This is a genomic window from Sphingobium sp. SG1, assembly GCF_057063145.1.
On sequence record NZ_JBVVOJ010000018.1, the window covers coordinates 22,540 to 45,124 of the forward strand.

The following is a 22,585-nucleotide window of genomic DNA, read 5'->3' on the forward strand; positions in this document are numbered from 1 at the left end:
AACATTCTGGCGCTTGGCGACGGCGATCCGCTCGGCTATGACCCGGCGCATGCTGACGAAAACCCTGACGCGCATCGGCGCGGCCACCACTCTGGTCCTGATCGCCTCGCCTGTGCTGACCGGCTGCTCCACATCAAAGAACAAGGCTGACACCCTCTACGTCGCCCGCGACGTGTCGACCCTTTACAACAGCGGCAAGGCCCGCCTCGATCGCGGCCAGTACAAGCTCGCCGCCGCACTGTTCGATGAGGTCGAGCGCCAGCATCCCTATTCGCCCTGGGCCCGCCGCGCGCAGCTCATGTCGGCGTTCAGCTATTATATGAACCGCGACTATCCGGAATCGATCGCGGCCTCGCAGCGCTTCCTGTCGATCCACACCGGCAACAAGGACGCGCCCTACGCTTATTATCTGATCGCGCTGTGCTATTATGAGCAGATTGCCGACGTCACCCGCGACCAGAAGATCACCCAGCAGGCGATGGATGCGCTGGGCGAACTGATCCGGCGCTATCCCGACACCCGCTATGCCGCCGACGCCCGTCTGAAGGTCGACCTGGTGAATGACCACCTCGCCGGCAAGGAAATGGAGCTGGGCCGCTTCTACCAGCGCCGGGGCCAGTGGCTTGCTGCCACGCTGCGCTTCCGCACCGTGATCGACAAGTTCCAGACCACCACCCACACGCCCGAAGCGCTGGAGCGTCTGGTCGAATCCTATCTCTCGCTCGGCATCCCGGCCGAAGCGCAGAAGGCCGCCGCCGTGCTGGGCCGCAACTATCCCGGCACCAAATGGTATGAGCGCAGCTACAAGCTGATGCAGCAGCATCCGGTCAAGAGCTGAGGCGCACGCTTTATTTGTTCCCCTTTTGTGCGATGGCAGGTAGACAGGCGCCATGCTGACCTCGCTTGCCATCCGCAATGTCGTGCTGATCGAGGCGCTGGACCTGGAGTTCGGCGCCGGCCTTTCCGTCCTCACCGGTGAAACCGGCGCGGGCAAGTCGATCCTGCTCGATTCGCTGGGGCTGGCGCTCGGCGCCCGCGCCGATAGCGGCCTCGTCCGGGCAGGGGAGGCGCAGGCCAGTGTCACCGCCAGCTTCGATCCGCCGCCCGCCGGCCATCGCGCCGCGCTGCTGCTGGCCGACAATGGCATCGAGATCGAAGCCGGCGAACCGCTGCTGATCCGCCGCACGGTCAAGGCCGATGGCGGCAGCCGCGCCTTCATCAACGACCAGGCCTGTTCCGCCGCGCTGCTGCGCGATCTGGGCGGCGCGCTGGTCGAGATCCACGGCCAGCATGACGATCGCGGCCTGCTCAATGCCCGTGGCCACCGCGCGCTGCTCGACACCTATGGCCGTTGCGAGGCGGAGGCGGTCGCCACCGCTCATGCCGCCTGGCGCGCCGCCGCGGCCGATCTGGCGCAGGCGCGCGACACCGTCGCCAATGCCGCGCGCGATCGCGACTATCTCGATCATGCCGTTGCCGAACTGTCGAAATTCGCGCCCGAAGCCGGCGAGGAAGCGACTTTGGCGGAGGAGCGCGCGACCATGCAGAAGGGGGCGCGCCTGTCCGATGACCTGTCCGCCGTCACCGATTGCCTGACCGGCTCCGACGGTGGCCTTGCCCAATTGCGCCAGGCGGCCCGCCGGCTCGACCGGATCGCGGGCGAATATGAACCACTCTCCGCCGTGCTGGAGGCGCTGGACCGCGCCGTGATCGAAGCGGGCGAGGCGGAGGACAAGCTTGCCGAGGCGGCCGAGGCGCTGAGCTTCGATCCCGCCCGGCTGGACGCGATCGAGACCCGGCTGTTCGACCTGCGGGGTCTCGCCCGCAAGCATCAGGTCGCGCCCGACGATCTCGCCGCGCTGCGCGACGAGATGGCTGCGCGCCTCGCCGCGATCGAGGGTGGGGAGGAGCATATCGCCGCGCTCGAAGCCGATGTCGCGCGCAAGGCCGCAACCTATCGCGCCGCTGCCCAGGCGCTGTCGGCCGAACGCCAGCTTGCCGCCGGCCGGCTCGATGCGGCGGTCGCGGGCGAACTGGCGCCGCTGAAGCTGGACGCCGCCCGCTTCCGCACCGTCGTAGCCCCGCTCGACGAAGGGCAATGGAGCGGCGCCGGCATGGACCGGGTCGAGTTCGAGATTTCGACCAATCCCGGCGCGCCCTTCGCGCCGCTCGCCAAGATCGCCTCGGGCGGCGAACTGTCCCGCTTCATCCTCGCGCTCAAGGTTGCGCTGGCGGAGCAGGGCGGGGCCGACACGCTGATCTTCGACGAGATCGACCGGGGCGTCGGCGGCGCGGTGGCCGATGCGATCGGTGAGCGCTTGTCGCGGCTGGCGCAGAGCAACCAGATTCTCGTCGTCACCCACAGCCCCCAGGTCGCGGCGCGCGGCGCCGGCCATATGCTGATCGCGAAATCCAGCGACGGTACGGTAACGCGCACCGGCGTCCATGCGCTGAGCGATGGCGAGCGCCGCGAGGAAATCGCCCGCATGCTCTCCGGCGCGGAAATCACCGCCGAAGCACGGGCACAGGCGGAACGGTTGCTGGAAGCTTGAGGCTTGCCAATTCGCGCGTTTCACATACCGTTCGGGCTGAGCGAAGTCGAAGCCTTCACCTGAGCGAAGCGAAGGCGCCTCGCTCCGCTCGGCGCGTCCTTCGACTTCGCTCAGGACGAACGGAGGGGATAGGATAGCCGCATGACCCATAATCGCAGAGACATGCTCGGCCTCACCGCCGCGACGCTGGCCGCAACGGCCATCCCCGCCGTCGCGCAGGAGGCAAAGCCGCGCTACGGCCTGATTGGCCAGATGCTCAGCACGCCGGGCAAGCGCGACGAACTGGTCGGTTATCTCAAGGATGCGATCGGCGCGATGCCCGGCTGCCTCTCCTATGTGGTCGCGCTCGACACCGCCAATCCCGACGCGCTCTGGATCACCGAAGTCTGGGACAGCCGCGAAAGCCATGCCGCCTCGCTGAAACTCCCCGCCGTCCGCGCCGCCATCGTCAAGGCCCGCCCGATCATCGCCGGCTTCCCCCAGCATTTCGAGACGGTACCGGTGGCAGGGGTATGATGCGACTTTAAAATAGACGGAGGGTGCAATGGCGACTTTGTGGAATGAGGTCCGCGGAAAATTTGTTGCCGCTCGAAATAGCGTAACGGCTATCCTGCTGCTTGAAGATGAGGATGAAAGCGATACGATAGACGATGGCGATCAGCCATCCTGGCAAGATGAAATCATTTCAATTTCCGGTCTTCCCATTCTGATCGCTTACAAGGATAGCAAAGGTAATCAGTCGCAAAGACTGGTCACCTGCCAGCGATTGGATCGCGCTGCTGATACGCTCTACCTTTGGGGGTTTTGCCATCACCGTCTGGCGGTTCGACAGTTTCGGGTAGATCGCATTGTCGAAGTTGCGGATGCAGAGACCGGCGAAGTATCCGATGCGCCGCCTATTTTCTTCGCTCAGTTTCAAGTTGATCGATCGCAAAGATCCAAACCCGGTTGGGGGCTGAATGTTCGGCAACGCGCAGATTTCGTTGCCTTGCTTAACAGCTTGGTCTTCATGGCCCGCTGCGATCGTGAATATCATCCACTTGAACGCGAAGCGCTTGAGGCGGTCGTTGAGCGTTATTGGCTGCGCTTTGAAGCGCCCGGCGAACCGGATATTCCGGCCATCCTCACGCATGCGGATCGACTGGCACCTGACGCGGAGACCTTTTTCGTCTCACTCAACCGTTGTCGAGCAGATTCCCGGTTGGTTCGTCTTCTGAAAGAAAGCGCGGCACAGATTATCGATGCGGATGGTGTGCATGCGCCTCACGAACTGTATTGGGGCGGCAAGATCGACGAGTTTTTCAAGAATCAGGTATGATGACCGACCCCGCCAGCCTCACCGAAGCCGAAGCCGCCAACCGCCTGATGCGCCTTGCCAGGGAGGTGGCGAAGCATAACCGCCTCTATCATGACCAGGACGCGCCGGAGATCAGCGACGCGGACTATGACGCGCTGATCCGCGAGAATAACGCGCTCGAAGCGGCCTTTCCCTACCTGATCCGCGCCGACTCGCCCAATGCCCAGGTCGGCGCCGCCGCCACCTCGGCGCTGAAGAAAGTGCCGCACGCGGTCCGCATGATGAGCCTCGACAATGGCTTTGCCGACGAGGATATCGCCGAGTTCGCCGCCCGCGTCCGCCGCTTCCTGGCGCTGGCCGAAGACGCGCCGGTGGCGATGACCGCCGAACCGAAGATCGACGGCCTGTCCTGTTCGCTACGCTATGAGCAGGGCGAATTGATGCTGGCCGCGACCCGCGGCGACGGCACCACGGGCGAGGATGTGACGGCCAATGTCCGCACCATCGCCGACATCCCCCAGCGCCTGACCGGTGAGGCCATCCCCGACCTGTTCGAGGTGCGGGGCGAGGTCTATATGGCCAAGGCGGATTTCGTCGCCCTCAACCAGCGGCTGCTGTACGAGGCGGAGGATGCCGACAAGGCGCGCCAGTTCGCCAATCCGCGCAACGCCGCCGCCGGCTCGCTGCGCCAGAAGGATGCCAGCGTCACCGCCAGCCGGCCGCTGCGCTTCCTTGCCCATGGCTGGGGTGCCCATAGCGCGCTGCCCGCCGACACCCAGTTGGGCGTGATGCAGGCGATCGCGAGCTGGGGCCTGCCCGTGTCCGACATGCTGGTCTGCGTCGATAGCATCGACGCGATCCTGGCCCATTATCGCGCGATCGAGCGCGCGCGGGCCGATCTGCCCTTCGACATTGACGGCGTTGTTTACAAGGTCGACCGGCTCGACTGGCAGCAGCGGCTCGGCTTCGTGGCCAAGGCGCCGCGCTGGGCGATCGCCCATAAATTCCCGGCCGAACGCGCCCAGACCACGCTGGAGGCGATCGACATCCAGGTCGGCCGCACCGGCAAGCTGACTCCGGTCGGGCGTCTGACCCCGGTGACGGTCGGCGGCGTCGTCGTCTCCAACGTCACGCTGCATAATGCCGACGAGATAGAGCGGCTGGGCGTGCGGCCCGGCGACCGTATCGTCGTCCAGCGCGCCGGCGACGTCATCCCGCAGGTGGTCGACAATCTCACCCGCGACGAAGCGCGCGAACCCTTTCCTTTCCCCACCCATTGCCCGGTCTGCGGATCGGAAGCGGTGCGCGAGGAGGAGGAAGTCGATTATCGCTGCACCGGGGGCTTGATTTGCGCCGCCCAGCGGTTCGAGCGGCTGCGCCATTTCGTCAGCCGCGCCGCGCTCGATATCGAGGGGCTGGGCGAAAAGACGATCGAGGAATTTCTCGACCTTGGCTGGATCAAGGAGCCGGCCGACATCTTTCGCCTGCGTACCCATGCCGGGGAACTGCTCGGGCGTGAGGGCTGGAAGGAAAAGTCGGTCGACAATCTGCTCGCCGCGATCGAGGCGAAGCGCGCGCCTGATGCCGCCAAGCTGCTGTTTGGCCTCGGCATCCGCCATGTCGGCGCCGTCACCGCGCGCGATCTGCTCAAGCGCTACACCACGCTTCCTGCGCTCCGCACCCTGGCTGACGAGATCATCGCCCTGCGCGATCAGGAGCATGAGACGCAGGCCAAGAAGGACAAGGCGATCGCCGAGCATATCGGGGTCGAGAATGTCGGCGCCGCCGTCGGCCATGCGCTCGCCGACTTCTTCCACGAACCCCATAATGTCGAGGCGTGGGACGATCTCCTCTCCGAAGTGTCGCCGCCCGATTATGTGGTGGAAACCACCGCCAGCGCGGTCACCGGCAAGATCGTCGTCTTCACCGGCAAGCTGGAAACCATGAGCCGCGACGAGGCCAAGGCACAGGCCGAACGGCTGGGCGCCAAGGCGGCGGGATCGGTCAGCGCCAAGACCGATCTGGTCGTCGCCGGTCCGGGCGCGGGCAGCAAATTGAAGCAGGCGACCGCGCTCGGCATCGAGGTGATTAGCGAACAAGACTGGGCTGACATCGTCAGGGCGGCAGGCTAGAGCATTTTCGAGGCAGATGGTATCATCTGCTGGCTCGGAAAATGCGGAAAATAAAAGGAAAGTAGAGCATAATCCATTCAGAATGAATGGATTATGCTCTATAGGGCGATCATGTCAAACAGCAACAACAGCGGCACCGTCCTGGTCGATGGCGCGCATTATGATTGGGAAGTGCGGCGCGAACCGCAATGGAGCGATGCGGATGGCTGGCGCGGCATGACCGTCGCCCTGCAGCAGCAGGGGACGCAGCGCGGCGCGGTGCTGGAATTTCCGCCGCCCAAGCGCCTGCTCAAAGGACTGGCCCGCGGCCGGCTCCAGATCAACGACGCCATCGTCGCGCGCGGCGTGCGCGCGGCGCTGGCGGCCGGCTGGGAACCGGAATCGCGCGGCAAGCCGATGCAGTTCATGGTCGACGCCGACGGCAATTGATGCCGGCGCCCCAGGGCGGGCGCTATCGTTCACGCAAATTTACCCAATCTTATCGCGTGGGGGCGTAGGGCAGGGGGATGATGGGGCAGGGTCGGACGCGATTGCAGGAACTGGACGCGTTGCGCGGCATCGCGGCCTTTTCCGTGCTGCTCTTTCACTATTTCAACATCTACCCCAAGCTCTTCCCGCACGGTCATCGCCTGCCGCCCTTGTTCGAACATGGCGGCTATGGCGTGCTGCTCTTCTTCGCCATTTCCGGCTTCGTCATCGCCTTCTCGCTGGAAGGAACGCGCAGCGCCGCCGATTTCGCGGTCAAGCGCTTCGCCCGGCTCTTTCCGGTCTATTGGGCCGCGATGGCGCTCTCGATCGGCATCGTCCTGCTGCTCGGCACCGGTCAGTTGCTGCCGCCCGCCTGGGTGATCCCGGTCAACATGACGATGCTGCAGGGCTATTTCTACCTGCCCGCGGTCGATGGCGTTTACTGGACGCTGGGCGTCGAACTCGCTTTCTATTGCTGCATGCTGGCGATCTGGATGGGACGCGGCTTTGCCCGGCTGGAATGGCTGCTGCTCGGCTGGCTGGCGATCAAGGCGGCGATTGCCGGTTGGCACGCGATGCCCAGCCGCCTCGTCATGCTGCTGGTGCTCGACTATATCCCCTTCTTCATCATCGGCATGCTCTTCTATCGCATCTGGTCGGGCCATCGCCGCTGGGGCCAGCAGGCGCCCTTCTTCGTGGCGGCGCTGGCGACGATCGCCTGGGCCGACCCGCGCGAATATCTGGTCGCGGCGCTGCTGGTGATGGCGATCTTCGCCGCGATGCTGCGCGGCTGGCTGCCCTTCCTGCGCCATCGGCTGCTGCTCTGGCTGGGCGCGATCAGCTATGCGCTCTACCTCATCCACCATAATGCCGGGCTGGCGATCATGAACCTGGTCGACCGCGCCGGCCTGTCGACCTGGATCGGCCTGCTGCTGGCAACCGCGGCCTCGCTGCTGCTGGCAAGCGCGCTCACCTATGGTGTGGAGCGTCCCGCCGCCCGTCGCATCAACCGCTGGTGGCGCGATCGCACTGCGTCGCAGGGCCAGCGCGCCACCCAGGCCGGTTAGGCGGCCTCGGCCTCCCGCGCGTCATGTGCCCGGCGCGCATCCATGATCGCGCCGACATGGCCCTCGGCCCAGCGGGTGATCTGGTCCAATATGCCGATCAGCCCCTGCGCCATCTCGGTCAGCCGATATTCCACCGTCACCGGCACCGTGGGATAGGCGGCGCGGCTCACCAGCCCGTCGCGCTCCAGGCTTTTCAATGTCTGCGACAGCATCTTCTGCGAGATCGCGCCGATCCGCCGGCGCAGATCGTTGAACCGCACCGGCCCGTCCTTCAACGTCAGCATCACCAGCACCGCCCATTTGTCGCCGATCCGGTCCAGCACATGGCGGGTCGGGCAATCGGGATCATAGGCGTCGCCGATCCGGGGCAGGGGCGTGGGCGCAGTCATGGGGTCGGTTTCCTCGGTGTAACCAGGTGATGGCAAAGTGCCTTCTTGCGACCATGATATCCCAATCGCTATCTGGTTTCCATTGGTAACTACCCATGGAGAATGGAACATGAAGATCGCGATCATCGGCGGCAGCGGCCGGGCAGGGCGGGAAATTAGCGCGGAACTGGCCCGCCGCGGCCATCAGGTGACGGCGATCTCGCGCCATCCCGAAAATGCCGTGCAGGATGCCGGCGTCACCGCCATCGCCGGCGACGTCAATGATGCGGCCGCGCTCAGCGCGCTGCTCGCCGGCCATGATGCGGTGGTGAGCGCCGTCATGTTCGCCGACACCGATCCGGCATCGCTGGTCGGCGCGGTGCGTGCGTCGGGCGTGGCCCGCTATCTGGTGGTCGGCGGCGCCGGCAGCCTGGAAGTCGCGCCGGGCGTCAAGCTGATCGACACGCCGGAATTCCCCGAAGCCTATAAGGCGGAAGCCGGCCGGGGCGGCGCTTTCCTCGCCTATCTGCGCGGCGTGGCGGATCTCGACTGGACCTTCCTCTCGCCCTCCGCCCTGTTCTTCGTCGGTGATCGCAAGGGGACATTCCGTCTCGGCACCGACCAGCTGCTGGTCGATGGCGAGGGCAATAGCAGCATCTCCTATGCCGACTATGCCTTTGCGCTCGCCGACGAGATCGAAACGCCGAAACATAGCCGCCAGCGCTTCACCGTGGGTTATTGATCCTTCGTCATTGCGAGCGAAGCGGGCCGAAGGCGGGCAGCGCCCAACCAATCCATGGATCGCCGCGCTTCGCTCGCGATGACGAGCGGGTGGCCGTTTAAGCCACCCCCTCCAGCTTGTCCTGCGTCTTCGTGGCGAAGTCGCCCGCATCATGCCGCTCGTGCAGCTGATCCTCCAGCGGCCCGTTGGTCTTGTTGACGATCCGCCCGCGCTTCACCGCCGGGCGTGCATCGATCTGGTTCGCCCAGCGCAGCACGTTCTTGTAGCTGCCCGCATCCAAAAACTCCGCCGCGCCATAGACCCGGTTCAGCAGCACGCCCGCATACCAGGGCCACACCGCAATATCGGCGATCGAATATTCGTCGCCCGCCAGATAGTCATTCTCCGCCAGATGCCGGTCCAGCACGTCCAGCTGCCGCTTCACTTCCATCGTGTAGCGGTTGATCGGATATTCGTATTTTTCCGGCGCATAGGCGAAGAAATGGCCAAAGCCGCCGCCCAGGATCGGCGCGCTGCCCATCTGCCAGAACAGCCAACTCAGCGCCGCGGTGCGCTTGGCCGGATCGGTCGGCAGGAACTTGCCGAACTTCTCGGCCAGGTAGAGCAGGATCGCGCCGGATTCGAACACGCGCTGCGGCGGCGACACGCTATGGTCCATCAGCGCGGGGATCTTGCTGTTGGGATTGACGTCGACAAAGCCGCTACCGAACTGGTCGCCATCGCCGATGCGGATCAGCCAGGCATCATATTCGGCCTGCGTGACGCCCGCCTCCAGCAATTCCTCCAGCAGGATCGTCACCTTCTGCCCATTGGGTGTGCCCAGCGAATAGAGCTGGAGCGGATGCGGCCCGACCGGCAATGCCTTGTCATGGGTGGCGCCGGCGATCGGCCGGTTGATATTGGCAAAGGCGCCGCCCTTATTCTTGTCCCAAATCCAGACGGCGGGCGGGGTATAGCTGTCGGTCATGCGGGCATCGCTCCGATAAATCTCTGATGCCCGGCAGGTAGGAACGGCGCCCGCCCGCCGCAACCGAGCGCCGCTCAACCCCTGTTGATTATTTCTGCTATTCCGCTGCCTGCGTCCGCACCACCAGCACGCTGACCGGCGACTGGTGGATGATCGCCGACGCATTGGACCCCAGCAGCTTGGACGTGAGCGAGGGCTGGTGCGATCCGATCACCACCAGGTCGGCCTTCAGCCGCGCCGCCTCGCTCAGCACCTCGTCGCGCACCCGCCCGCGCCGGGTCAGGAAATGGGTGCGATCGGGCGCCAGCCCGGCCTCGCTCGCCCATGTCTTCATCGCCGCCAGCGCATCGCGCTCCTCATTCTCGTCGAAACTGCCGTCCAGCAGTTCGGAATAGCGGGTCGGCAGATAATAGCGGACATAGAGCAGATGGACGACGCCCTGGTTCCCCGCCACATCGGCCGCGCCGGCAATGGCGGCACGGGCCAACTCGGGGGCGTTGACATCGACGGCGGCGACGATCGTGGCATAGGACATGACGCTCTCCTCTTATCGCTTATGCGCCGTCCAACCACTGACGCGCGCGCGGGATGCCCCAGCCATCAAAGATTCCCGACGCGACATGAATAAGGACATGCCGCAATCGCCGGGCAATGGGGGAGGGGGCAGGCACGGCCATTCCCACCCGTCGCTGAGATGGCGGAGTGGGGTGGGAAGCTGGCCACCTGTTTCACAGCGTCATCCCCGCGCAGGCGGGGATCCATCTCACCAGCTTCGGACCAGATGCGAGGTCAGGAGATGGATTCCCGCCTGCGCGGGAATGACGAAGGGTGGGAACAAGACATTCCTCCCCGGTACGGGGAGGGGGACCACTCGCGCAGCGAGTGGTGGAGGGGCACAGGCCCAATAGCGCAGCACTAATAGGCTCCTGCCCCTCCGTCAGGCGCTCCGCGCCTGCCACCTCCCCGTGCCGGGGAGGAATGTCAGCTTCTGGTCGTTTTCAGACCATCCTCCCCTGCAAGGGGAGTTCAAGGGAGACCCGTGTCTCCCTTGAACTGGCCGAAGGCCAGACGGAGGGGTATCCCCCTCTCGATAGCGTAACACCCCTCCACCACTTCGTGGTCCCCTTCGGCAGAGTCGCGTGCCTCTGCCGAACCTTGCAGGGGAGGAATTTACAGCCGCTGCTGGTCGTTAGCTGTCAAAGCCGGATATCGTCATTGCGAGCGGAGCGAAGCAATCCACTGGCGCGAGATGGATTGCTTCGCTCCGCTCGCAATGACGGAGATGCTCGCTTCACCGATACTGTCCTACATGCCCGATTTCTGATCTACCCTGCGCGATGGACCAGCGCCTTTCTTCGCATCGCCGCCTCTGCCTCGTCTGTCGCCCGATCGACGCGCGGCAGGGGCCTATGTGTCGCGTCACCGTCGCCTCGCCGGCGCATGGCGGGCGCGCGCCACTGACCTGCACCCCCACGCCCCCGAGGCGCGACAGGCGCGTAGCTGTCGCGTTTCCGGCGCGTTGGCGGTGCAAAAGGCCCGGAAACCCCGTTTACACTGTGAACTTCGACAGGTGCGTGCCCCGATCCCGCCACCTGTCGCGTCGCAATCCCCGTGCGGTCCGTCGCGCCCGGCATGACGGAGCAGGGTGATTGCGCTATGGCCCGCACGCCGGTCCGATCGATCCCCGATCCATCGTGACGGCGAAAATTTTATCCCGTCCCGCCCTTGACCGGCGAAACGACTTTTCCATATGCATGCCGCTAGCACTCTCCATCCGCGAGTGCTAACAATGAGAGAGTTCATCGGGAGAAGGACAAGGCGGGGCACAATATCGCACGGGGACATTCCTCTTGCGGGCCGCGCCGGACCCATCCCAGCACAAAGGGAAAGGCAATCATCATGGCATTCCGTCCGTTGCATGACCGCGTTCTCGTTCGCCGCATTGAAGCGGAAGCGAAGACGGCCGGTGGCATCATCATCCCCGACACCGCCAAGGAAAAGCCGCAGGAAGGCGAAATCGTCTCCGTCGGTTCGGGTTCGAAGGCCGAAGACGGCAAGGTCACTCCGCTGGACGTCAAGGCCGGCGATCGCGTGCTGTTCGGCAAGTGGTCGGGCACCGAAGTCAAGGTCGACGGTGAAGACCTGCTCATCATGAAGGAATCGGACATTCTGGGTATTGTCGCCTAAGCGATTTCCCGAATTTCGGTTTTCCATTTTTCCCTATTTTTCGAAGGAATTAGATCATGGCAGCGAAGGACGTAAAGTTTTCGCGTGACGCTCGTGAGCGCATCCTGCGCGGCGTCGACATCCTGGCCGACGCGGTCAAGGTGACCCTGGGCCCGAAGGGCCGCAACGTCGTCATCGACAAGAGCTTCGGCGCCCCCCGTATCACCAAGGACGGCGTCAGCGTCGCCAAGGAAATCGAACTGAAGGACAAGTTCGAGAATATGGGCGCCCAGATGGTCCGCGAAGTCGCTTCGAAGACCAACGACATCGCCGGTGACGGCACCACCACCGCAACCGTCCTGGCCCAGGCCATCGTGCGCGAAGGCATGAAGTCGGTTGCCGCCGGCATGAACCCGATGGACCTGAAGCGCGGCATCGATCTCGCCGTCGCCAAGGTTGTCGAGGACATCCAGTCGCGCTCGAAGCCGGTTGCCGGTTCGGCCGAAGTGGCCCAGGTCGGCATCATCTCGGCCAATGGCGACAAGGAAGTCGGCGAGAAGATCGCCGAAGCCATGGAAAAGGTCGGCAAGGAAGGCGTCATCACCGTGGAAGAGGCCAAGGGTCTCGACTTCGAGTTGGACGTTGTCGAAGGCATGCAGTTCGACCGCGGCTACCTGTCGCCCTACTTCATCACCAACCCGGAAAAGATGGCTGTCGAGCTGGCTGATCCGTACATCCTGATCCACGAGAAGAAGCTCTCGAATCTGCAGTCGATCCTGCCGATCCTGGAAGCCGTGGTTCAGTCGGGCCGTCCGCTCCTCATCATCGCCGAGGACATCGAAGGCGAAGCGCTGGCGACCCTGGTCGTCAACAAGCTGCGCGGCGGCCTGAAGGTTGCTGCGGTCAAGGCACCGGGCTTCGGCGATCGCCGCAAGGCCATGCTGGAAGACATCGCCGTCCTGACCAAGGGCGAAGTGATTTCGGAAGACCTGGGCATCAAGCTCGAAAACGTCACCCTGGGCATGCTGGGCACCGCCAAGCGCGTCACCATCGACAAGGACAACACCACCATCGTCGATGGCGCCGGTGATGCCGACTCGATCAAGGGCCGTACCGAGCAGATCCGTGCGCAGATCGAAGTCACCACTTCGGACTATGACCGTGAAAAGCTGCAGGAACGCCTGGCCAAGCTGGCTGGCGGCGTTGCCGTCATCAAGGTTGGCGGTGCGACCGAAGTGGAAGTCAAGGAGCGCAAGGACCGCGTCGACGACGCCCTGCACGCGACCCGCGCGGCCGTCGAAGAAGGCATCGTCCCCGGTGGTGGCACCGCGCTGCTCTACGCGACCAAGGTTCTCGAAGGCGTCGCTGGCGCCAATGACGACCAGACCCGCGGTATCGACATCGTCCGCAAGTCGCTGACGGCGCTGGTTCGCCAGATCGCCGCCAACGCCGGCCATGACGGTGCTGTCGTCTCGGGCAAGCTGCTTGACCAGACCGACACCTCGTTCGGCTTCAACGCGTCGACCGACACCTATGAAAACCTGGTTGCCGCTGGCGTCATCGACCCGACCAAGGTCGTGCGCACCGCGCTCCAGAACGCTGCCTCGGTTGCTGGTCTGCTGATCACCACCGAAGCCGCGGTTTCGGAACTGCCCGAAGACAAGCCCGCCATGCCCGCCATGCCGGGTGGCATGGGCGGCATGGGCGGCATGGACTTCTAATCAGTCCTGCGCTTGTTGCGAAAATGATGAGGCCGGTGGAGCGATCCACCGGCCTTTTTCATGCCCGTCCTTTCCGCTGTCCTACAGCCTGTTTCCGGCCCCATATGACGGTGCCCTGGCCGGGGAGGGGTAGGGGGATATTGTTGATCGGGCAGCGGAATTGATCTGCTTTGGTGGGCATCTGGTTTACCAAATCTCAAGGCTGATCCGCCACTATGCTGGCACGTGTCACGCCTCGTCCGCCATCTGTGCGCAGTCCTGCGCGCGCGCTTTGCGCCCCGTACCCAGCAGAGCGCTGAGGTGCAGGACAGCCTCGTCAAGGCGCTTTACGCCTCCCCGGCATCGCTGCTTTCTGGCGCGATTTCAGGAGGTTCGCTCAGCCTTGTGATCGCTTGGCAGGCCCATGTCCTGACCATGCACATCATCGCTGCGCTGGTCCTGATCGTGGGAATCAGCCGCTCCATTTCGGCCGTCTATTTCCAGCGCGCGCTGGCGCATCAGGATGGCCCGGCGCGTCCGATCTGGGGAATCGCCTATGAAATGGGCGCCTGGATCTATGCCGCGCTGCTCGGGCTTCAGTCGCTCGCGACCCTGACGATCAGCCAGGATGCGACCCTGCATGTGCTCGCCGTCGGCATGGTCGCTTCCTATGCGGGCGGCATTTCCGGGCGCAATGCCGGCCGGGTCCATGTCGCGGTCGGCCAGACCTGTTTCACCATGTTGCCGACCTCGATCGGCCTGCTGATCGCGGGCGGCGTCGGCTATGTCGTCCTTGGCGTGCTCTGCTTCCTGATGATCTTCGCCATGGCGGAAATCACCAAGACCACGCACCGCATCGTGCTGGAGGCGATGCAGGGCAAGCAGGAGAAGAGCAACCTCGCGATCAAGTTCGAGCGGCTGGCCCGCTATGACAGCCTGACCGGCGTGGAAAACCGCATGGCGATGCAGATGCGGCTGCGCGACCTGTTCGACAATCGCATTTCCGATGCGGATCAGACCGCCGTCCTGTGGATGGACCTCGACCGGTTCAAGGAAATCAACGACACGCTGGGCCATATCGTCGGCGACCAGCTGCTGTGCCAGGTGGCCGAGCGGCTGACTCGTGCGCTCGACCGGCGCGGCCATGTCGCGCGTTTCGGCGGCGATGAGTTCGTGCTGATCTGTCCTGGCGTCAGCCGCATCCAGGCCGAAGTGATCGCGGGCGACATCACCCGCATTCTGGCCGGCGATTTCGAAGTCGGCGGCCATCACCTGACCATCTCCGCCTCGATGGGCATTGCCGTCGCGCCCGAAGATGGCGCCGATGGCGACGAGCTGCTGCAACATGCCGATCTGGCGCTCTACAAAGCCAAGCATGCGGGTCGAAATCGCCATGCCCAGTTCGACTGGACCATGAAGGAGCGGCAGAACCGCACCTATGAGCTGGAGACCGGGCTGCGCAGCGCACTCGCCAATGGCGAGCTGCAACTTCATTATCAGCCGATCTTCGATACCGAGACTGGCCGGATTACCATCTGCGAAGCGCTGATGCGCTGGCAGCATCCCGAACTGGGCTGGATTTCCCCGGCCGAGTTCATCCCGATCGCCGAAAGCTCGGCCCTGATCGAGCCGATGACCAACTGGGCGCTGGCCCAGGCGTGCCGGGATGCGATGGGCTGGGACGAGGATATCCGGGTTGCGGTCAACATCTCGCCCGCGCTCATCAAGACCGACGGCCTGCCGCGCGCCGTCATCTCCGCTTTGCTCCAGTCGGGGCTCAAGGCGCGCCGGCTGGAACTGGAAGTCACCGAATCCATCTTCCTGGAAGATGACCGCCGCACCCATCTGATCCTCAGCGAATTGCGCCGCATCGGCCTGCGCCTGGCACTCGACGATTTCGGCACCGGCTATTCCTCGTTGGGCGCATTGCGCACCCATGAGTTCGACACGATCAAGGTCGATCAGAGCTTCATGCGCGGCGTCGGCGAAAATCCCCGCGACCGGGCGATTGCCCAGTCCGTCGCCTATCTGGCCCGCGCGCTGGAGGTGGAGACGGTGGCTGAGGGGATCGAGACCGAGGAACAGTTGCGCTACGCCCGCGAAACCGGCTTCACCAACGTTCAGGGCTTCGTCCTCAGCCGGCCGGTCCCGATCGGAGAGTTGCAGGCCCTGCTCAACCGCAACAGGGCCGATGTCCATGACATGGCGGCGCTGATCCGTCAGCGCCGCCTGGCCTGATCCCTATTTGGTCAAGCGCGTCTGGGCCGACGCCAGCCGGCGCATCATGCGGATATCCTTGAGGTCGGTCTTGAGCGCCGAAGCGGCCCAATTCTCGACAATATCCTTCAGTTCGTCATGGTGCAGCGGATCGACCCGGCGCCCGGCTTCATAGACGCCGACATGGCCGGCATGGTGCGGGCGATTGCGGGTGACGAAATCACGCACCGCCGCTTCCCCCTCGCCATCCTCGACCAGCGTATGGACGATGCCCATGTCGAACATCTCTTCCGCGGTGAAGACCTTGCCCGACAGGATCATGCGCTCGGCCGCCAGCCGGCCCAGCTTGCGCGACAGGATCGAATAGGCGCCCATGCCGGGGAACAGGCCGAACAGCATTTCCGGCAGGCCGAAACGGGCGCTGCGCTCGGCGATCACCACGTCGAAACAGAGCAGCGCCTCGAACCCGCCGCCCAGCGCATCGCCCTGCGCCAGCGCGATCGATACCACCGGCATGTCGCCGTTGCGCCAGGTGCGATGGACCACGTCGATGCAGGCATGGCCATATTGGACCAGGCCGGGCAGGTCGCCGCGCTCGATGCAGCCGGCGAACAGTTCCAGATCGCCGCCCAGGTTGAACACGCCGGGGAAGCGGGAGCCGGCCACCATATATTTGACCGGCAACTGGCCGGCATCGAACAGTCGCTTGGTCTCGGCATACCAGTAGCGGACGTCGCGCAGCATGGTCATGCTGAAATTGGGTCGATTGGCCGGCGTCATGAACGCCCAGAGCGTTTCGGATTCGGCCTCCCACTGCACGTCGATCTGGCCCAGGTCGAACAGTTGGGAAGGGGCGGGGGATGACGTTACGGCATCCTCGCCAAAGCTTTCGATCTCGAATGCCGCTTCGACCTCGGTCGCGCGCTCGTCAGCTGCACTAAAGCGTCCTGAATCAATCATGTGCGCCCCATTTTTCTCTTGAATCTGAACCTTCGACGGTCGGCGCTTATGATGCAGTGCGGGACAAATAGTTGACAGATCATTAACCATTTTTATCCGCAACTGTTGCCCGGAAAGCGCGGTAAATGCGCCGAAATGGAGATTGTTGTTGCGATATCGCAACAGAAATTTTCGTTTCCCCTTTTCAGCCCGTCTGCTCAGCCCTTTGTTAACCATTGTTAATTAGGGCGGTCGCATGGACATGCATCGCCTTCCGGCCCGCAAGAATGTGACACTCACGCTACAGGACGCGCAGGGCCAGCCCTGGACCTTGCGCCTGTCCACCGATTGTCTGCGCTTCATCGGCCGCTATCGCCGGGTCGAGGGGTTCGATATCGACGCGATGACCCTGTTCGACGGCGTCCGCCGGGCCGGCTGAAACGGCGCTCCGACCGCGCTGCTCTTGTGCGCGCGGGCGTTCGCTCCTAGAGCGCGGCGATGACCAAGCCCCGCTTTTCCTTCTCGATCGCCGCCACCGACGGCAAGGCCCGCACCGGCGCGATCCAGATGCGCCGCGGCGAGATCCGCACGCCCGCCTTCATGCCGGTCGGCACCGCCGCCACCGTCAAGGCGATGCGCCCGGCCGAAGTGCGCGCCACCGGCGCCGACATCATCCTGGGCAACACCTATCATCTGATGCTGCGCCCCGGCGCCGAACGCATGGCACGGCTGGGCGGACTGCACGGCTTCATGGGCTGGGACCGGCCGATCCTGACCGACAGTGGCGGCTATCAGGTGATGAGCCTCAGCGCCCTTACCAAGATGAGCGAGGAGGGGGTCGCCTTCTCCAGCCATCTCGACGGCTCCAAGCATATGCTCAGCCCCGAGCGCTCGATGGAGATCCAGCGGCTGCTCGACAGCGACATCGTCATGGCCTTTGACGAATGCACCAAGAATGGCTGCACCCATGACGAGGCCGCCCGGTCGATGGAGCGATCGATGCGCTGGGCCAAGCGCTCGCGCGACGGTTTCGATGCGGGCGGCGACCATGCCGATCGCGCGGCCCTGTTCGGCATCCAGCAGGGCTCGCTCGACGAAGGGCTGCGCAAGATTTCGGCGGAAAAGCTGATCGAGATCGGCTTTGACGGCTATGCCGTGGGCGGCCTTGCGGTGGGCGAGGGGCAGGAGGCGATGTTCGCCACGCTCGACTTCGCGCCCGACATGCTGCCGCAGGACAAGCCGCGCTACCTGATGGGCGTGGGCAAGCCCGACGACATCGTCGGCGCCGTGGAGCGCGGCATCGACATGTTCGATTGCGTGCTGCCGACCCGGTCGGGCCGCAATGGCCAGGCCTTCACCTGGGCCGGCCCGCTCAACATCCGCAACGCCAAGTTCAACGAGGATCTGGGCCCGCTCGATCCGCGCTGCGGCTGCCCGGTCTGCGCGACCTGGAGCCGCGCCTATCTCCATCATCTGGTGAAGTCGGGCGAGATGCTGGGCGCGATGCTGATGACCCAGCATAACATCCATTTCTATCAGGAACTGATGCAGGGCCTGCGCGACAATATCGCGGCGGGCACATTGTCGACCTTCACGGCCGATTTCCGCCGCGACTATCAGCGGGTCTGACGCTTTTTCAGGGAATGACGCTGATCGCGATGCTGTAGCAGCCCGCTTCGGCATCATGATCGAGCGGGGAGCGGAGCTGGCGCGACAGGCCGGTCAGCACCCGGCCATAACGTTCGTTCAGCAATAAAGTCATTTCCGGCCCGGCGCGCAGCGCGGGCGACGCCATCTGCAACAGGGCGCGGTCGTTGCGATCGGCCTCTAGATGCACCGAAATCCGCATCGTCGCGCGCGGATCGGACAGCATCGCCAGTTCGACCAGTTCGGTCACCAGGAAGGCGACCGGAACGGCGACATCCTGGCTGATGTGCAGATCATCGTCGCTGTCGATCTGGATGCCGAAACGGCGCGCCTCATGCGGGGCGGTGCCGCGCAGGCTGGCGGACAATTCGCTGATCAGCGGGCGCACGCCGACGCCGCGATTTTCCTCCAACTCGGCAAAATGGTTGCGATGGACGACCGACAGGGCATCGACCCGGCGCTGGATCGATCCATAAGCCGACACCGCTTCGGGCTCATGCGCCGACCGGGCGTGCAGGCTGATCAGGCTGGCGATGATCTGCAGGTTGTTCTTGACCCGATGATGCACCTCGCGCGTCAGCTTGCGCTGGGTGTCGAGCGCGGCGGCCATTTCCGCCTCATGGGTCGCGACATCCTCGCTGATCTCGCGAAAGGTGTCGCCCAGGTCGCTGATCTCGTGCGCGGGGGTGCGGATGCGCCGCAACGGCTCCAGCACTTCGCCGGGCTGATAGGCGGCCACCTGGCGCCGCAGCAGCACCAGCGGGCGGATCAGCAGCCGATTGACCACGAACCAGCCGATCGCCGCGGCCGCGAACCACATCACCAGCGGCAGGAACAGCGACAGCAATCGGGCGATCGTCGCCGGCGGCTCGCGCACCGTCATGGTCAGCAATATGTCGGGCGGGTCGAGCCGGGCGGACAGGCTGCTGCTATGGCCGTCGATCCGACTGCCGGGGCGGCTGACGATCATCTGCCGCTCGCCCTGGCGCAGGCTCAACTGCCGGTTCTGCAGCGCGGTTGCCGGATCGGCGACGCTTTCGAGATGCGGCCGCGAATAATAGGCCAGCGCCGCGACGCGATTGTCATGGCTGTGGGTGCGAGAGAGCAGGAAGTCGCCGGACGACAGCAGTTCGACGCGCGGGCCGATGAAGCGGCGCGTGGGCGGAATGCCGGCCGGTTCCGGCGTGGCCGATCCGCACAGCTTCTTGCCGGATCGGTCATAGATATAGAATCGGATGCCGTTCCGGTCCTGCGCGGTGAGGAAGAAGGAGAGGCGGTTGCAGATTTCGCCGTCCGCCTTGCCATCGGCCAGCGCGTTGACGGTCAGGCCCAGCGCGGTGCGATCGGCGTTGAGATCGGCGGTCAGCTTGCGCGCGCTCTGCGTCACGGCGACGCGCAGTAGCGCTTCCTTCTCCAGGTCGGCGGTGCGGATCGCCTGCAGCGATGCCACCAGCGCGATCAGCCCCAGCGGCAGCAGCGCGAGTGTCAGGATGAGGAACATCTTGACGCCGGTGGACCGGAGATAGACGCCGAACATGGTCATGGGGGATCGAGAGGGTCCTTGTATGGGCGGCAGGGAAATGCCGCCCCGACCAGCGTTGATCAGTCCAGTTTGCTGAGCAGGTCCAGCATTTCGGCGGGAATATCTTCGTCGACCGTGCGCTGATAGACGGACTTGAGCACCTGGGACACTTGGGCCTCGTCCTTTTTCGCGGCCGTGCGGCGCTTGCGTGGTTCGGGCGCAGTCTTCATATCGCGGTCGCGGATGGTCGTGCCGACGTCAATATCCCCTCCCATCCTGTCCCGTTCCGTTGTTGAAGAAACCAAAATCAGCCCCTTTGAAGCTAAATCCGTGACGCCAGCCTGTCCGCTATTTCGCCGCAACGCATAGCGGCGTCAATTCACCAAGCTGGGCAAATTTCACCAAAAAGCCGTTACCGTCGAAAAAACCGAACGAGAGTGAAACAAATCTTGGTGTCGATGGTTCCGGCATTCGAAGCATTTTTTGCACCGTCGGTCATTCGGCGGCAGGGGAGAGGGGCTTGCCAGCGCGGCATCGTCATCCCATCCTCCGGCGGAGCCGATGTTTCGGACAACAGGCCCGACAGGGCAGGGAGAAGACTTACCGATGTCGCTTGGACAGCAACTGCACCCCCATCTTCCTTTCTTGCGGCGCTATGCGCGCGCGCTGACGGGCAGCCAGACACATGGCGACGCCTATGTCCGCGCCACGCTCGAAGCGATCGTTGCCGCGCCGGAGGAGTTTCCCAGCGGTGTCGATCCTCGCCTCGGCCTCTACAAGACCTTCCATGCGATCTGGTCGTCCTCGCATCTGGATGACGAGCCCGGCTTCTCGGGCTCGATCGGGCAGGAGGCGATCGCCCATGCCCGCCTGGCCCGGCTGACCCCGCTGCCGCGTCAGGCGCTGCTGCTGACCGCGCTCGAAGGCTTCACCACGGAAGATGCCGGCTATCTGATCGGTCTCGATACCGCCGATGTCGAAGCCCTGGTCGAGGAAGCGCTGGAGGAGATCGAGGCGCAGACCCGTGCCAAGGTCCTCATCATCGAGGATGAGCCGATCATCGCGATGGATATCGAGACGATCGTGCGCGACCTTGGCCATGACGTGACCGCCATTGCCGTCACCCGCGAGGATGCGGTGCGCGAGGCGCTGGCGGAGCGACCCGGCCTGGTGCTGGCCGATATCCAGCTGGCCGACGATTCGAGCGGCATCGACGCGGTGAAGGATATTCTCGCCGAATTCTCGGTGCCGGTGATCTTCATCACCGCCTTCCCCGAACGGCTGCTGACCGGCGAACGGCCCGAGCCGACCTTCCTCATCACCAAGCCGTTCCAGCGCTCGACGGTCAAGGCCGCGATCTCGCAGGCGCTTTTCTTCGACGAAGCGACCGCCCCGGCCTGACCTGTCTTCCCGCCGGCCGATCCTTTGTGACGGTCGGCGGAACCCTCCCGGCTTTAACGCGTTAAATATGCGTAACGATTCGGAGAGGGCCGATGGCCGACGAGAAGCAGCATATCTCCACGCAGGACGCACGGGGCGGCGCCACGCCGCACGTCGTTCGCTATGTGCTGGGCATTTCGCTCGCACTGGCCGTGATCGTGATGCTGCTGGTTCTCTGGCGGTAAGGCAGTGGAAAAAATGGGCGTTTCTAGGGGTATCTTGGGAATTGGCCTTTGGCGGTAATCGAACTAGGGTGCGGATGCATATATGGCTTTGACGACTTCGGTTCATGCAGCGAGGGCGACAGTCGAAACGGGGGTTGCTGCCGTGGATGAAGGGCTGAACCAGGCGCCGCGCGAGGCACTGTCGGACGGCGAGTTCAAGCGGGAACTGGCCGCGGTCATTCCGCATCTGCGCGCCTTCGGGCGATCCCTGTCGGGCAATCGCGACACCGCCGACGATCTTGTCCAGGAAACCCTGCTCAAGGCCTGGGCCGCCCGTGCCCGTTTCCAGGCCGGCACCAACATGCGCGCCTGGACCTTCATCATCCTGCGCAATCATTATCTCTCGCAGATGCGCCGCTCGCGTTTCCGCGGCGATTGGGACGACCTGACCGCCGACCGGCTGCTCGCTGCGCCCGCGGGGCAGGACAAGCATGTCGAACTCAGCGACATGCAGCGCGCCCTGCTGCAATTGCCCCAGCCCCAGCGCGAGGCATTGATCCTCGTCGGCGCGGGTGGCTTCGCCTATGAGGAAGCGGCGGAAATCTGCGGCGTTGCGGTCGGCACGATCAAGAGCCGCGTGGCCCGCGGTCGCGCCGCGCTCGAACAGATATTGGAGGAGGGCGCGCTGCCCTCGCGCCGGACGCAGGAAACGACCGATACGGCGGTGCTGGACGAGATCATGGACGATGTCGATCGCCTGAGCCGTGGCCGCATTTCCGACAATCTGGTCGACCATGGTGCCGCCGACGACGACGGCGATGACGACATGGGTGGCAAGACCGTCGAAGATTGAGGGCGGGATGCACTTGCCCCGGCGTGATCGGGAACGATCCGCCCGGCTTGTCGGTTGAAAGGCCATGGGAAGGATGGAAGCCATGGGCAGCGACCCGCAACATCGACAGGATCGGACGGGGCGACGCTCGGATCGTCCACAAGGCAGCGGCGGCATCGTTTTCGCGCTGGTGGCGCTGGCCCTGATCCTGGCGATTGGCTTCTTCTACCTCACCAACGAAAGCCGCGAGGATCGGCGCGCCGACGCCATTACCCAGGCGGCGGATTCGGTCGATAATGGTGCCCGGATCGTGGGTGAAGCCGCGCGCAATGCGGCGGACAAGCTGCGCAACAACAACTGAGCCT

Annotated in this window: 23 protein-coding genes; 17 read left to right on the forward strand and 6 right to left on the reverse strand. The window is 64.4% G+C overall.

The window, feature by feature from the left end; all coding sequences use genetic code 11:
• Positions 1-49 precede the first annotated feature (49 nt).
• The 7 genes from AC0KVN_RS23615 (at position 50) to AC0KVN_RS23645 (ending at position 7,516) form a co-directional block, all read left to right on the forward strand.
• Complete coding sequence (locus AC0KVN_RS23615; protein WP_037492082.1) at positions 50-838, forward strand: outer membrane protein assembly factor BamD; 789 nt, start codon at positions 50-52, stop codon at positions 836-838.
• Positions 839-890: 52 nt separating this feature from the next.
• Positions 891-2,552 (forward strand): DNA repair protein RecN, encoded by a 1,662-nt coding sequence (gene recN / locus AC0KVN_RS23620; RefSeq protein WP_097382526.1) that lies wholly within the window; start codon positions 891-893, stop codon positions 2,550-2,552.
• A 141-nt stretch (positions 2,553-2,693) separates the two neighbouring features.
• The gene (locus AC0KVN_RS23625; RefSeq protein ID WP_435567397.1) at positions 2,694-3,068 is read left to right on the forward strand and encodes a putative quinol monooxygenase; all 375 of its coding nucleotides are present in this window, start codon (positions 2,694-2,696) and stop codon (positions 3,066-3,068) included.
• A gap of 28 nt (positions 3,069-3,096) precedes the next feature.
• Entirely contained in the window at positions 3,097-3,870 is a 774-nt protein-coding gene (locus AC0KVN_RS23630) for a WYL domain-containing protein (RefSeq protein ID WP_435567398.1), read from the forward strand.
• Positions 3,870-5,981, forward strand: coding sequence for an NAD-dependent DNA ligase LigA (gene ligA, locus AC0KVN_RS23635; RefSeq protein ID WP_435567444.1), 2,112 nt, complete (start codon positions 3,870-3,872; stop codon positions 5,979-5,981). The genes AC0KVN_RS23630 and ligA overlap by 1 nt, the downstream gene beginning before the upstream one ends.
• Positions 5,982-6,092: 111 nt before the next feature.
• Entirely contained in the window at positions 6,093-6,410 is a 318-nt protein-coding gene (locus AC0KVN_RS23640) for a hypothetical protein (protein WP_004211293.1), read from the forward strand.
• Between the two features lie 77 nt (positions 6,411-6,487).
• A complete protein-coding gene (locus tag AC0KVN_RS23645; RefSeq protein ID WP_435567399.1) occupies positions 6,488-7,516 on the forward strand; it encodes an acyltransferase family protein in 1,029 nt (342 codons plus the stop codon).
• Here AC0KVN_RS23645 and AC0KVN_RS23650 read toward each other — a convergent pair.
• Entirely contained in the window at positions 7,513-7,905 is a 393-nt protein-coding gene (locus AC0KVN_RS23650; protein WP_483656415.1) for a winged helix-turn-helix transcriptional regulator, read from the reverse strand. The genes AC0KVN_RS23645 and AC0KVN_RS23650 overlap by 4 nt on opposite strands.
• A 109-nt stretch (positions 7,906-8,014) precedes the next feature.
• On the opposite strand from AC0KVN_RS23650, the gene AC0KVN_RS23655 reads away from it, so the two are divergent.
• Complete coding sequence (locus AC0KVN_RS23655; RefSeq protein ID WP_435567401.1) at positions 8,015-8,626, forward strand: NAD(P)-dependent oxidoreductase; 612 nt, start codon at positions 8,015-8,017, stop codon at positions 8,624-8,626.
• Between the two features lie 97 nt (positions 8,627-8,723).
• Here the strand turns inward: AC0KVN_RS23655 and yghU are convergent, their stop codons facing one another.
• Both yghU and AC0KVN_RS23665 read right to left on the reverse strand, forming a co-directional pair.
• On the reverse strand, positions 8,724-9,593 hold the full coding sequence (gene yghU, locus AC0KVN_RS23660) for a glutathione-dependent disulfide-bond oxidoreductase (RefSeq protein ID WP_435567402.1): 870 nt from the start codon (positions 9,591-9,593) through the stop codon (positions 8,724-8,726).
• 97 nt (positions 9,594-9,690) lie between these two features.
• Positions 9,691-10,128, reverse strand: a complete 438-nt coding sequence (locus AC0KVN_RS23665; protein ID WP_435567403.1) for a universal stress protein — start codon at positions 10,126-10,128, stop codon at positions 9,691-9,693.
• A 1,364-nt stretch (positions 10,129-11,492) separates the two neighbouring features.
• Here AC0KVN_RS23665 and groES point away from each other — a divergent pair.
• The 3 genes from groES to AC0KVN_RS23680 all read left to right on the forward strand — a co-directional run bounded on the left by groES (position 11,493) and on the right by AC0KVN_RS23680 (position 15,697).
• Positions 11,493-11,780 (forward strand): co-chaperone GroES, encoded by a 288-nt coding sequence (gene groES / locus AC0KVN_RS23670; protein WP_004211301.1) that lies wholly within the window; start codon positions 11,493-11,495, stop codon positions 11,778-11,780.
• A gap of 56 nt (positions 11,781-11,836) precedes the next feature.
• On the forward strand, positions 11,837-13,480 hold the full coding sequence (gene groL / locus AC0KVN_RS23675; RefSeq protein WP_004211302.1) for a chaperonin GroEL: 1,644 nt from the start codon (positions 11,837-11,839) through the stop codon (positions 13,478-13,480).
• Positions 13,481-13,705: 225 nt separating this feature from the next.
• On the forward strand, positions 13,706-15,697 hold the full coding sequence (locus AC0KVN_RS23680; protein ID WP_435567404.1) for a putative bifunctional diguanylate cyclase/phosphodiesterase: 1,992 nt from the start codon (positions 13,706-13,708) through the stop codon (positions 15,695-15,697).
• A gap of 3 nt (positions 15,698-15,700) precedes the next feature.
• On the opposite strand, the gene AC0KVN_RS23685 is transcribed toward AC0KVN_RS23680, so the two are convergent.
• The gene (locus tag AC0KVN_RS23685) at positions 15,701-16,636 is read right to left on the reverse strand and encodes a crotonase/enoyl-CoA hydratase family protein (RefSeq protein WP_099234150.1); all 936 of its coding nucleotides are present in this window, start codon (positions 16,634-16,636) and stop codon (positions 15,701-15,703) included.
• Positions 16,637-16,871: 235 nt separating this feature from the next.
• On the opposite strand from AC0KVN_RS23685, the gene AC0KVN_RS23690 reads away from it, so the two are divergent.
• Together AC0KVN_RS23690 and tgt are read left to right on the forward strand one after the other, a co-directional pair.
• Complete coding sequence (locus AC0KVN_RS23690) at positions 16,872-17,054, forward strand: hypothetical protein (protein WP_004211308.1); 183 nt, start codon at positions 16,872-16,874, stop codon at positions 17,052-17,054.
• Between the two features lie 59 nt (positions 17,055-17,113).
• Positions 17,114-18,244 (forward strand): tRNA guanosine(34) transglycosylase Tgt, encoded by a 1,131-nt coding sequence (tgt, locus tag AC0KVN_RS23695; protein ID WP_004211310.1) that lies wholly within the window; start codon positions 17,114-17,116, stop codon positions 18,242-18,244.
• A gap of 7 nt (positions 18,245-18,251) precedes the next feature.
• Here tgt and AC0KVN_RS23700 read toward each other — a convergent pair whose 3' ends face one another.
• Positions 18,252-19,805, reverse strand: a complete 1,554-nt coding sequence (locus AC0KVN_RS23700) for a sensor histidine kinase (protein WP_313392579.1) — start codon at positions 19,803-19,805, stop codon at positions 18,252-18,254.
• Between the two features lie 59 nt (positions 19,806-19,864).
• Positions 19,865-20,059: a NepR family anti-sigma factor gene (locus AC0KVN_RS23705; protein WP_004211312.1), complete on the reverse strand. Its 195-nt coding sequence runs from the start codon at positions 20,057-20,059 to the stop codon at positions 19,865-19,867.
• A gap of 331 nt (positions 20,060-20,390) precedes the next feature.
• Here AC0KVN_RS23705 and AC0KVN_RS23710 point away from each other — a divergent pair, with 331 nt between their 5' ends.
• The 4 genes from AC0KVN_RS23710 (at position 20,391) to AC0KVN_RS23725 (ending at position 22,581) form a co-directional block, all read left to right on the forward strand.
• Positions 20,391-21,185 carry a response regulator gene (locus tag AC0KVN_RS23710; RefSeq protein ID WP_004211315.1) on the forward strand — a complete coding sequence of 265 codons (795 nt, stop codon included), beginning with the start codon at positions 20,391-20,393 and terminating at the stop codon, positions 21,183-21,185.
• 92 nt (positions 21,186-21,277) lie between these two features.
• Positions 21,278-21,409, forward strand: coding sequence for a hypothetical protein (locus tag AC0KVN_RS23715; RefSeq protein WP_435567405.1), 132 nt, complete (start codon positions 21,278-21,280; stop codon positions 21,407-21,409).
• An 82-nt stretch (positions 21,410-21,491) separates the two neighbouring features.
• Positions 21,492-22,241, forward strand: a complete 750-nt coding sequence (locus tag AC0KVN_RS23720) for a sigma-70 family RNA polymerase sigma factor (RefSeq protein WP_026109401.1) — start codon at positions 21,492-21,494, stop codon at positions 22,239-22,241.
• Between the two features lie 82 nt (positions 22,242-22,323).
• Positions 22,324-22,581 (forward strand): hypothetical protein, encoded by a 258-nt coding sequence (locus AC0KVN_RS23725; protein ID WP_004211319.1) that lies wholly within the window; start codon positions 22,324-22,326, stop codon positions 22,579-22,581.
• The last annotated feature ends 4 nt before the right edge of the window (positions 22,582-22,585 follow it).

Coding starts and splice junctions, on each gene's coding strand:
- recN (WP_097382526.1), top strand. CDS start 891: ATGCTGACCTCGCTTGCCATCCGCAATGTCGTGCTGATCGAGGCGCTG.
- AC0KVN_RS23700 (WP_313392579.1), bottom strand. CDS start 19,805: ATGACCATGTTCGGCGTCTATCTCCGGTCCACCGGCGTCAAGATGTTC.
- AC0KVN_RS23725 (WP_004211319.1), top strand. CDS start 22,324: ATGGGCAGCGACCCGCAACATCGACAGGATCGGACGGGGCGACGCTCG.
- AC0KVN_RS23655 (WP_435567401.1), top strand. CDS start 8,015: ATGAAGATCGCGATCATCGGCGGCAGCGGCCGGGCAGGGCGGGAAATT.
- AC0KVN_RS23650 (WP_483656415.1), bottom strand. CDS start 7,905: ATGACTGCGCCCACGCCCCTGCCCCGGATCGGCGACGCCTATGATCCC.
- tgt (WP_004211310.1), top strand. CDS start 17,114: ATGACCAAGCCCCGCTTTTCCTTCTCGATCGCCGCCACCGACGGCAAG.
- AC0KVN_RS23665 (WP_435567403.1), bottom strand. CDS start 10,128: ATGTCCTATGCCACGATCGTCGCCGCCGTCGATGTCAACGCCCCCGAG.
- AC0KVN_RS23690 (WP_004211308.1), top strand. CDS start 16,872: ATGGACATGCATCGCCTTCCGGCCCGCAAGAATGTGACACTCACGCTA.
- groES (WP_004211301.1), top strand. CDS start 11,493: ATGGCATTCCGTCCGTTGCATGACCGCGTTCTCGTTCGCCGCATTGAA.
- AC0KVN_RS23640 (WP_004211293.1), top strand. CDS start 6,093: ATGTCAAACAGCAACAACAGCGGCACCGTCCTGGTCGATGGCGCGCAT.
- AC0KVN_RS23685 (WP_099234150.1), bottom strand. CDS start 16,636: ATGATTGATTCAGGACGCTTTAGTGCAGCTGACGAGCGCGCGACCGAG.
- yghU (WP_435567402.1), bottom strand. CDS start 9,593: ATGACCGACAGCTATACCCCGCCCGCCGTCTGGATTTGGGACAAGAAT.
- AC0KVN_RS23625 (WP_435567397.1), top strand. CDS start 2,694: ATGACCCATAATCGCAGAGACATGCTCGGCCTCACCGCCGCGACGCTG.
- ligA (WP_435567444.1), top strand. CDS start 3,870: ATGACCGACCCCGCCAGCCTCACCGAAGCCGAAGCCGCCAACCGCCTG.
- groL (WP_004211302.1), top strand. CDS start 11,837: ATGGCAGCGAAGGACGTAAAGTTTTCGCGTGACGCTCGTGAGCGCATC.
- AC0KVN_RS23630 (WP_435567398.1), top strand. CDS start 3,097: ATGGCGACTTTGTGGAATGAGGTCCGCGGAAAATTTGTTGCCGCTCGA.
- AC0KVN_RS23715 (WP_435567405.1), top strand. CDS start 21,278: ATGGCCGACGAGAAGCAGCATATCTCCACGCAGGACGCACGGGGCGGC.
- AC0KVN_RS23705 (WP_004211312.1), bottom strand. CDS start 20,059: ATGGGAGGGGATATTGACGTCGGCACGACCATCCGCGACCGCGATATG.
- AC0KVN_RS23710 (WP_004211315.1), top strand. CDS start 20,391: ATGTCGCTTGGACAGCAACTGCACCCCCATCTTCCTTTCTTGCGGCGC.
- AC0KVN_RS23615 (WP_037492082.1), top strand. CDS start 50: ATGCTGACGAAAACCCTGACGCGCATCGGCGCGGCCACCACTCTGGTC.
- AC0KVN_RS23720 (WP_026109401.1), top strand. CDS start 21,492: ATGGCTTTGACGACTTCGGTTCATGCAGCGAGGGCGACAGTCGAAACG.
- AC0KVN_RS23645 (WP_435567399.1), top strand. CDS start 6,488: ATGATGGGGCAGGGTCGGACGCGATTGCAGGAACTGGACGCGTTGCGC.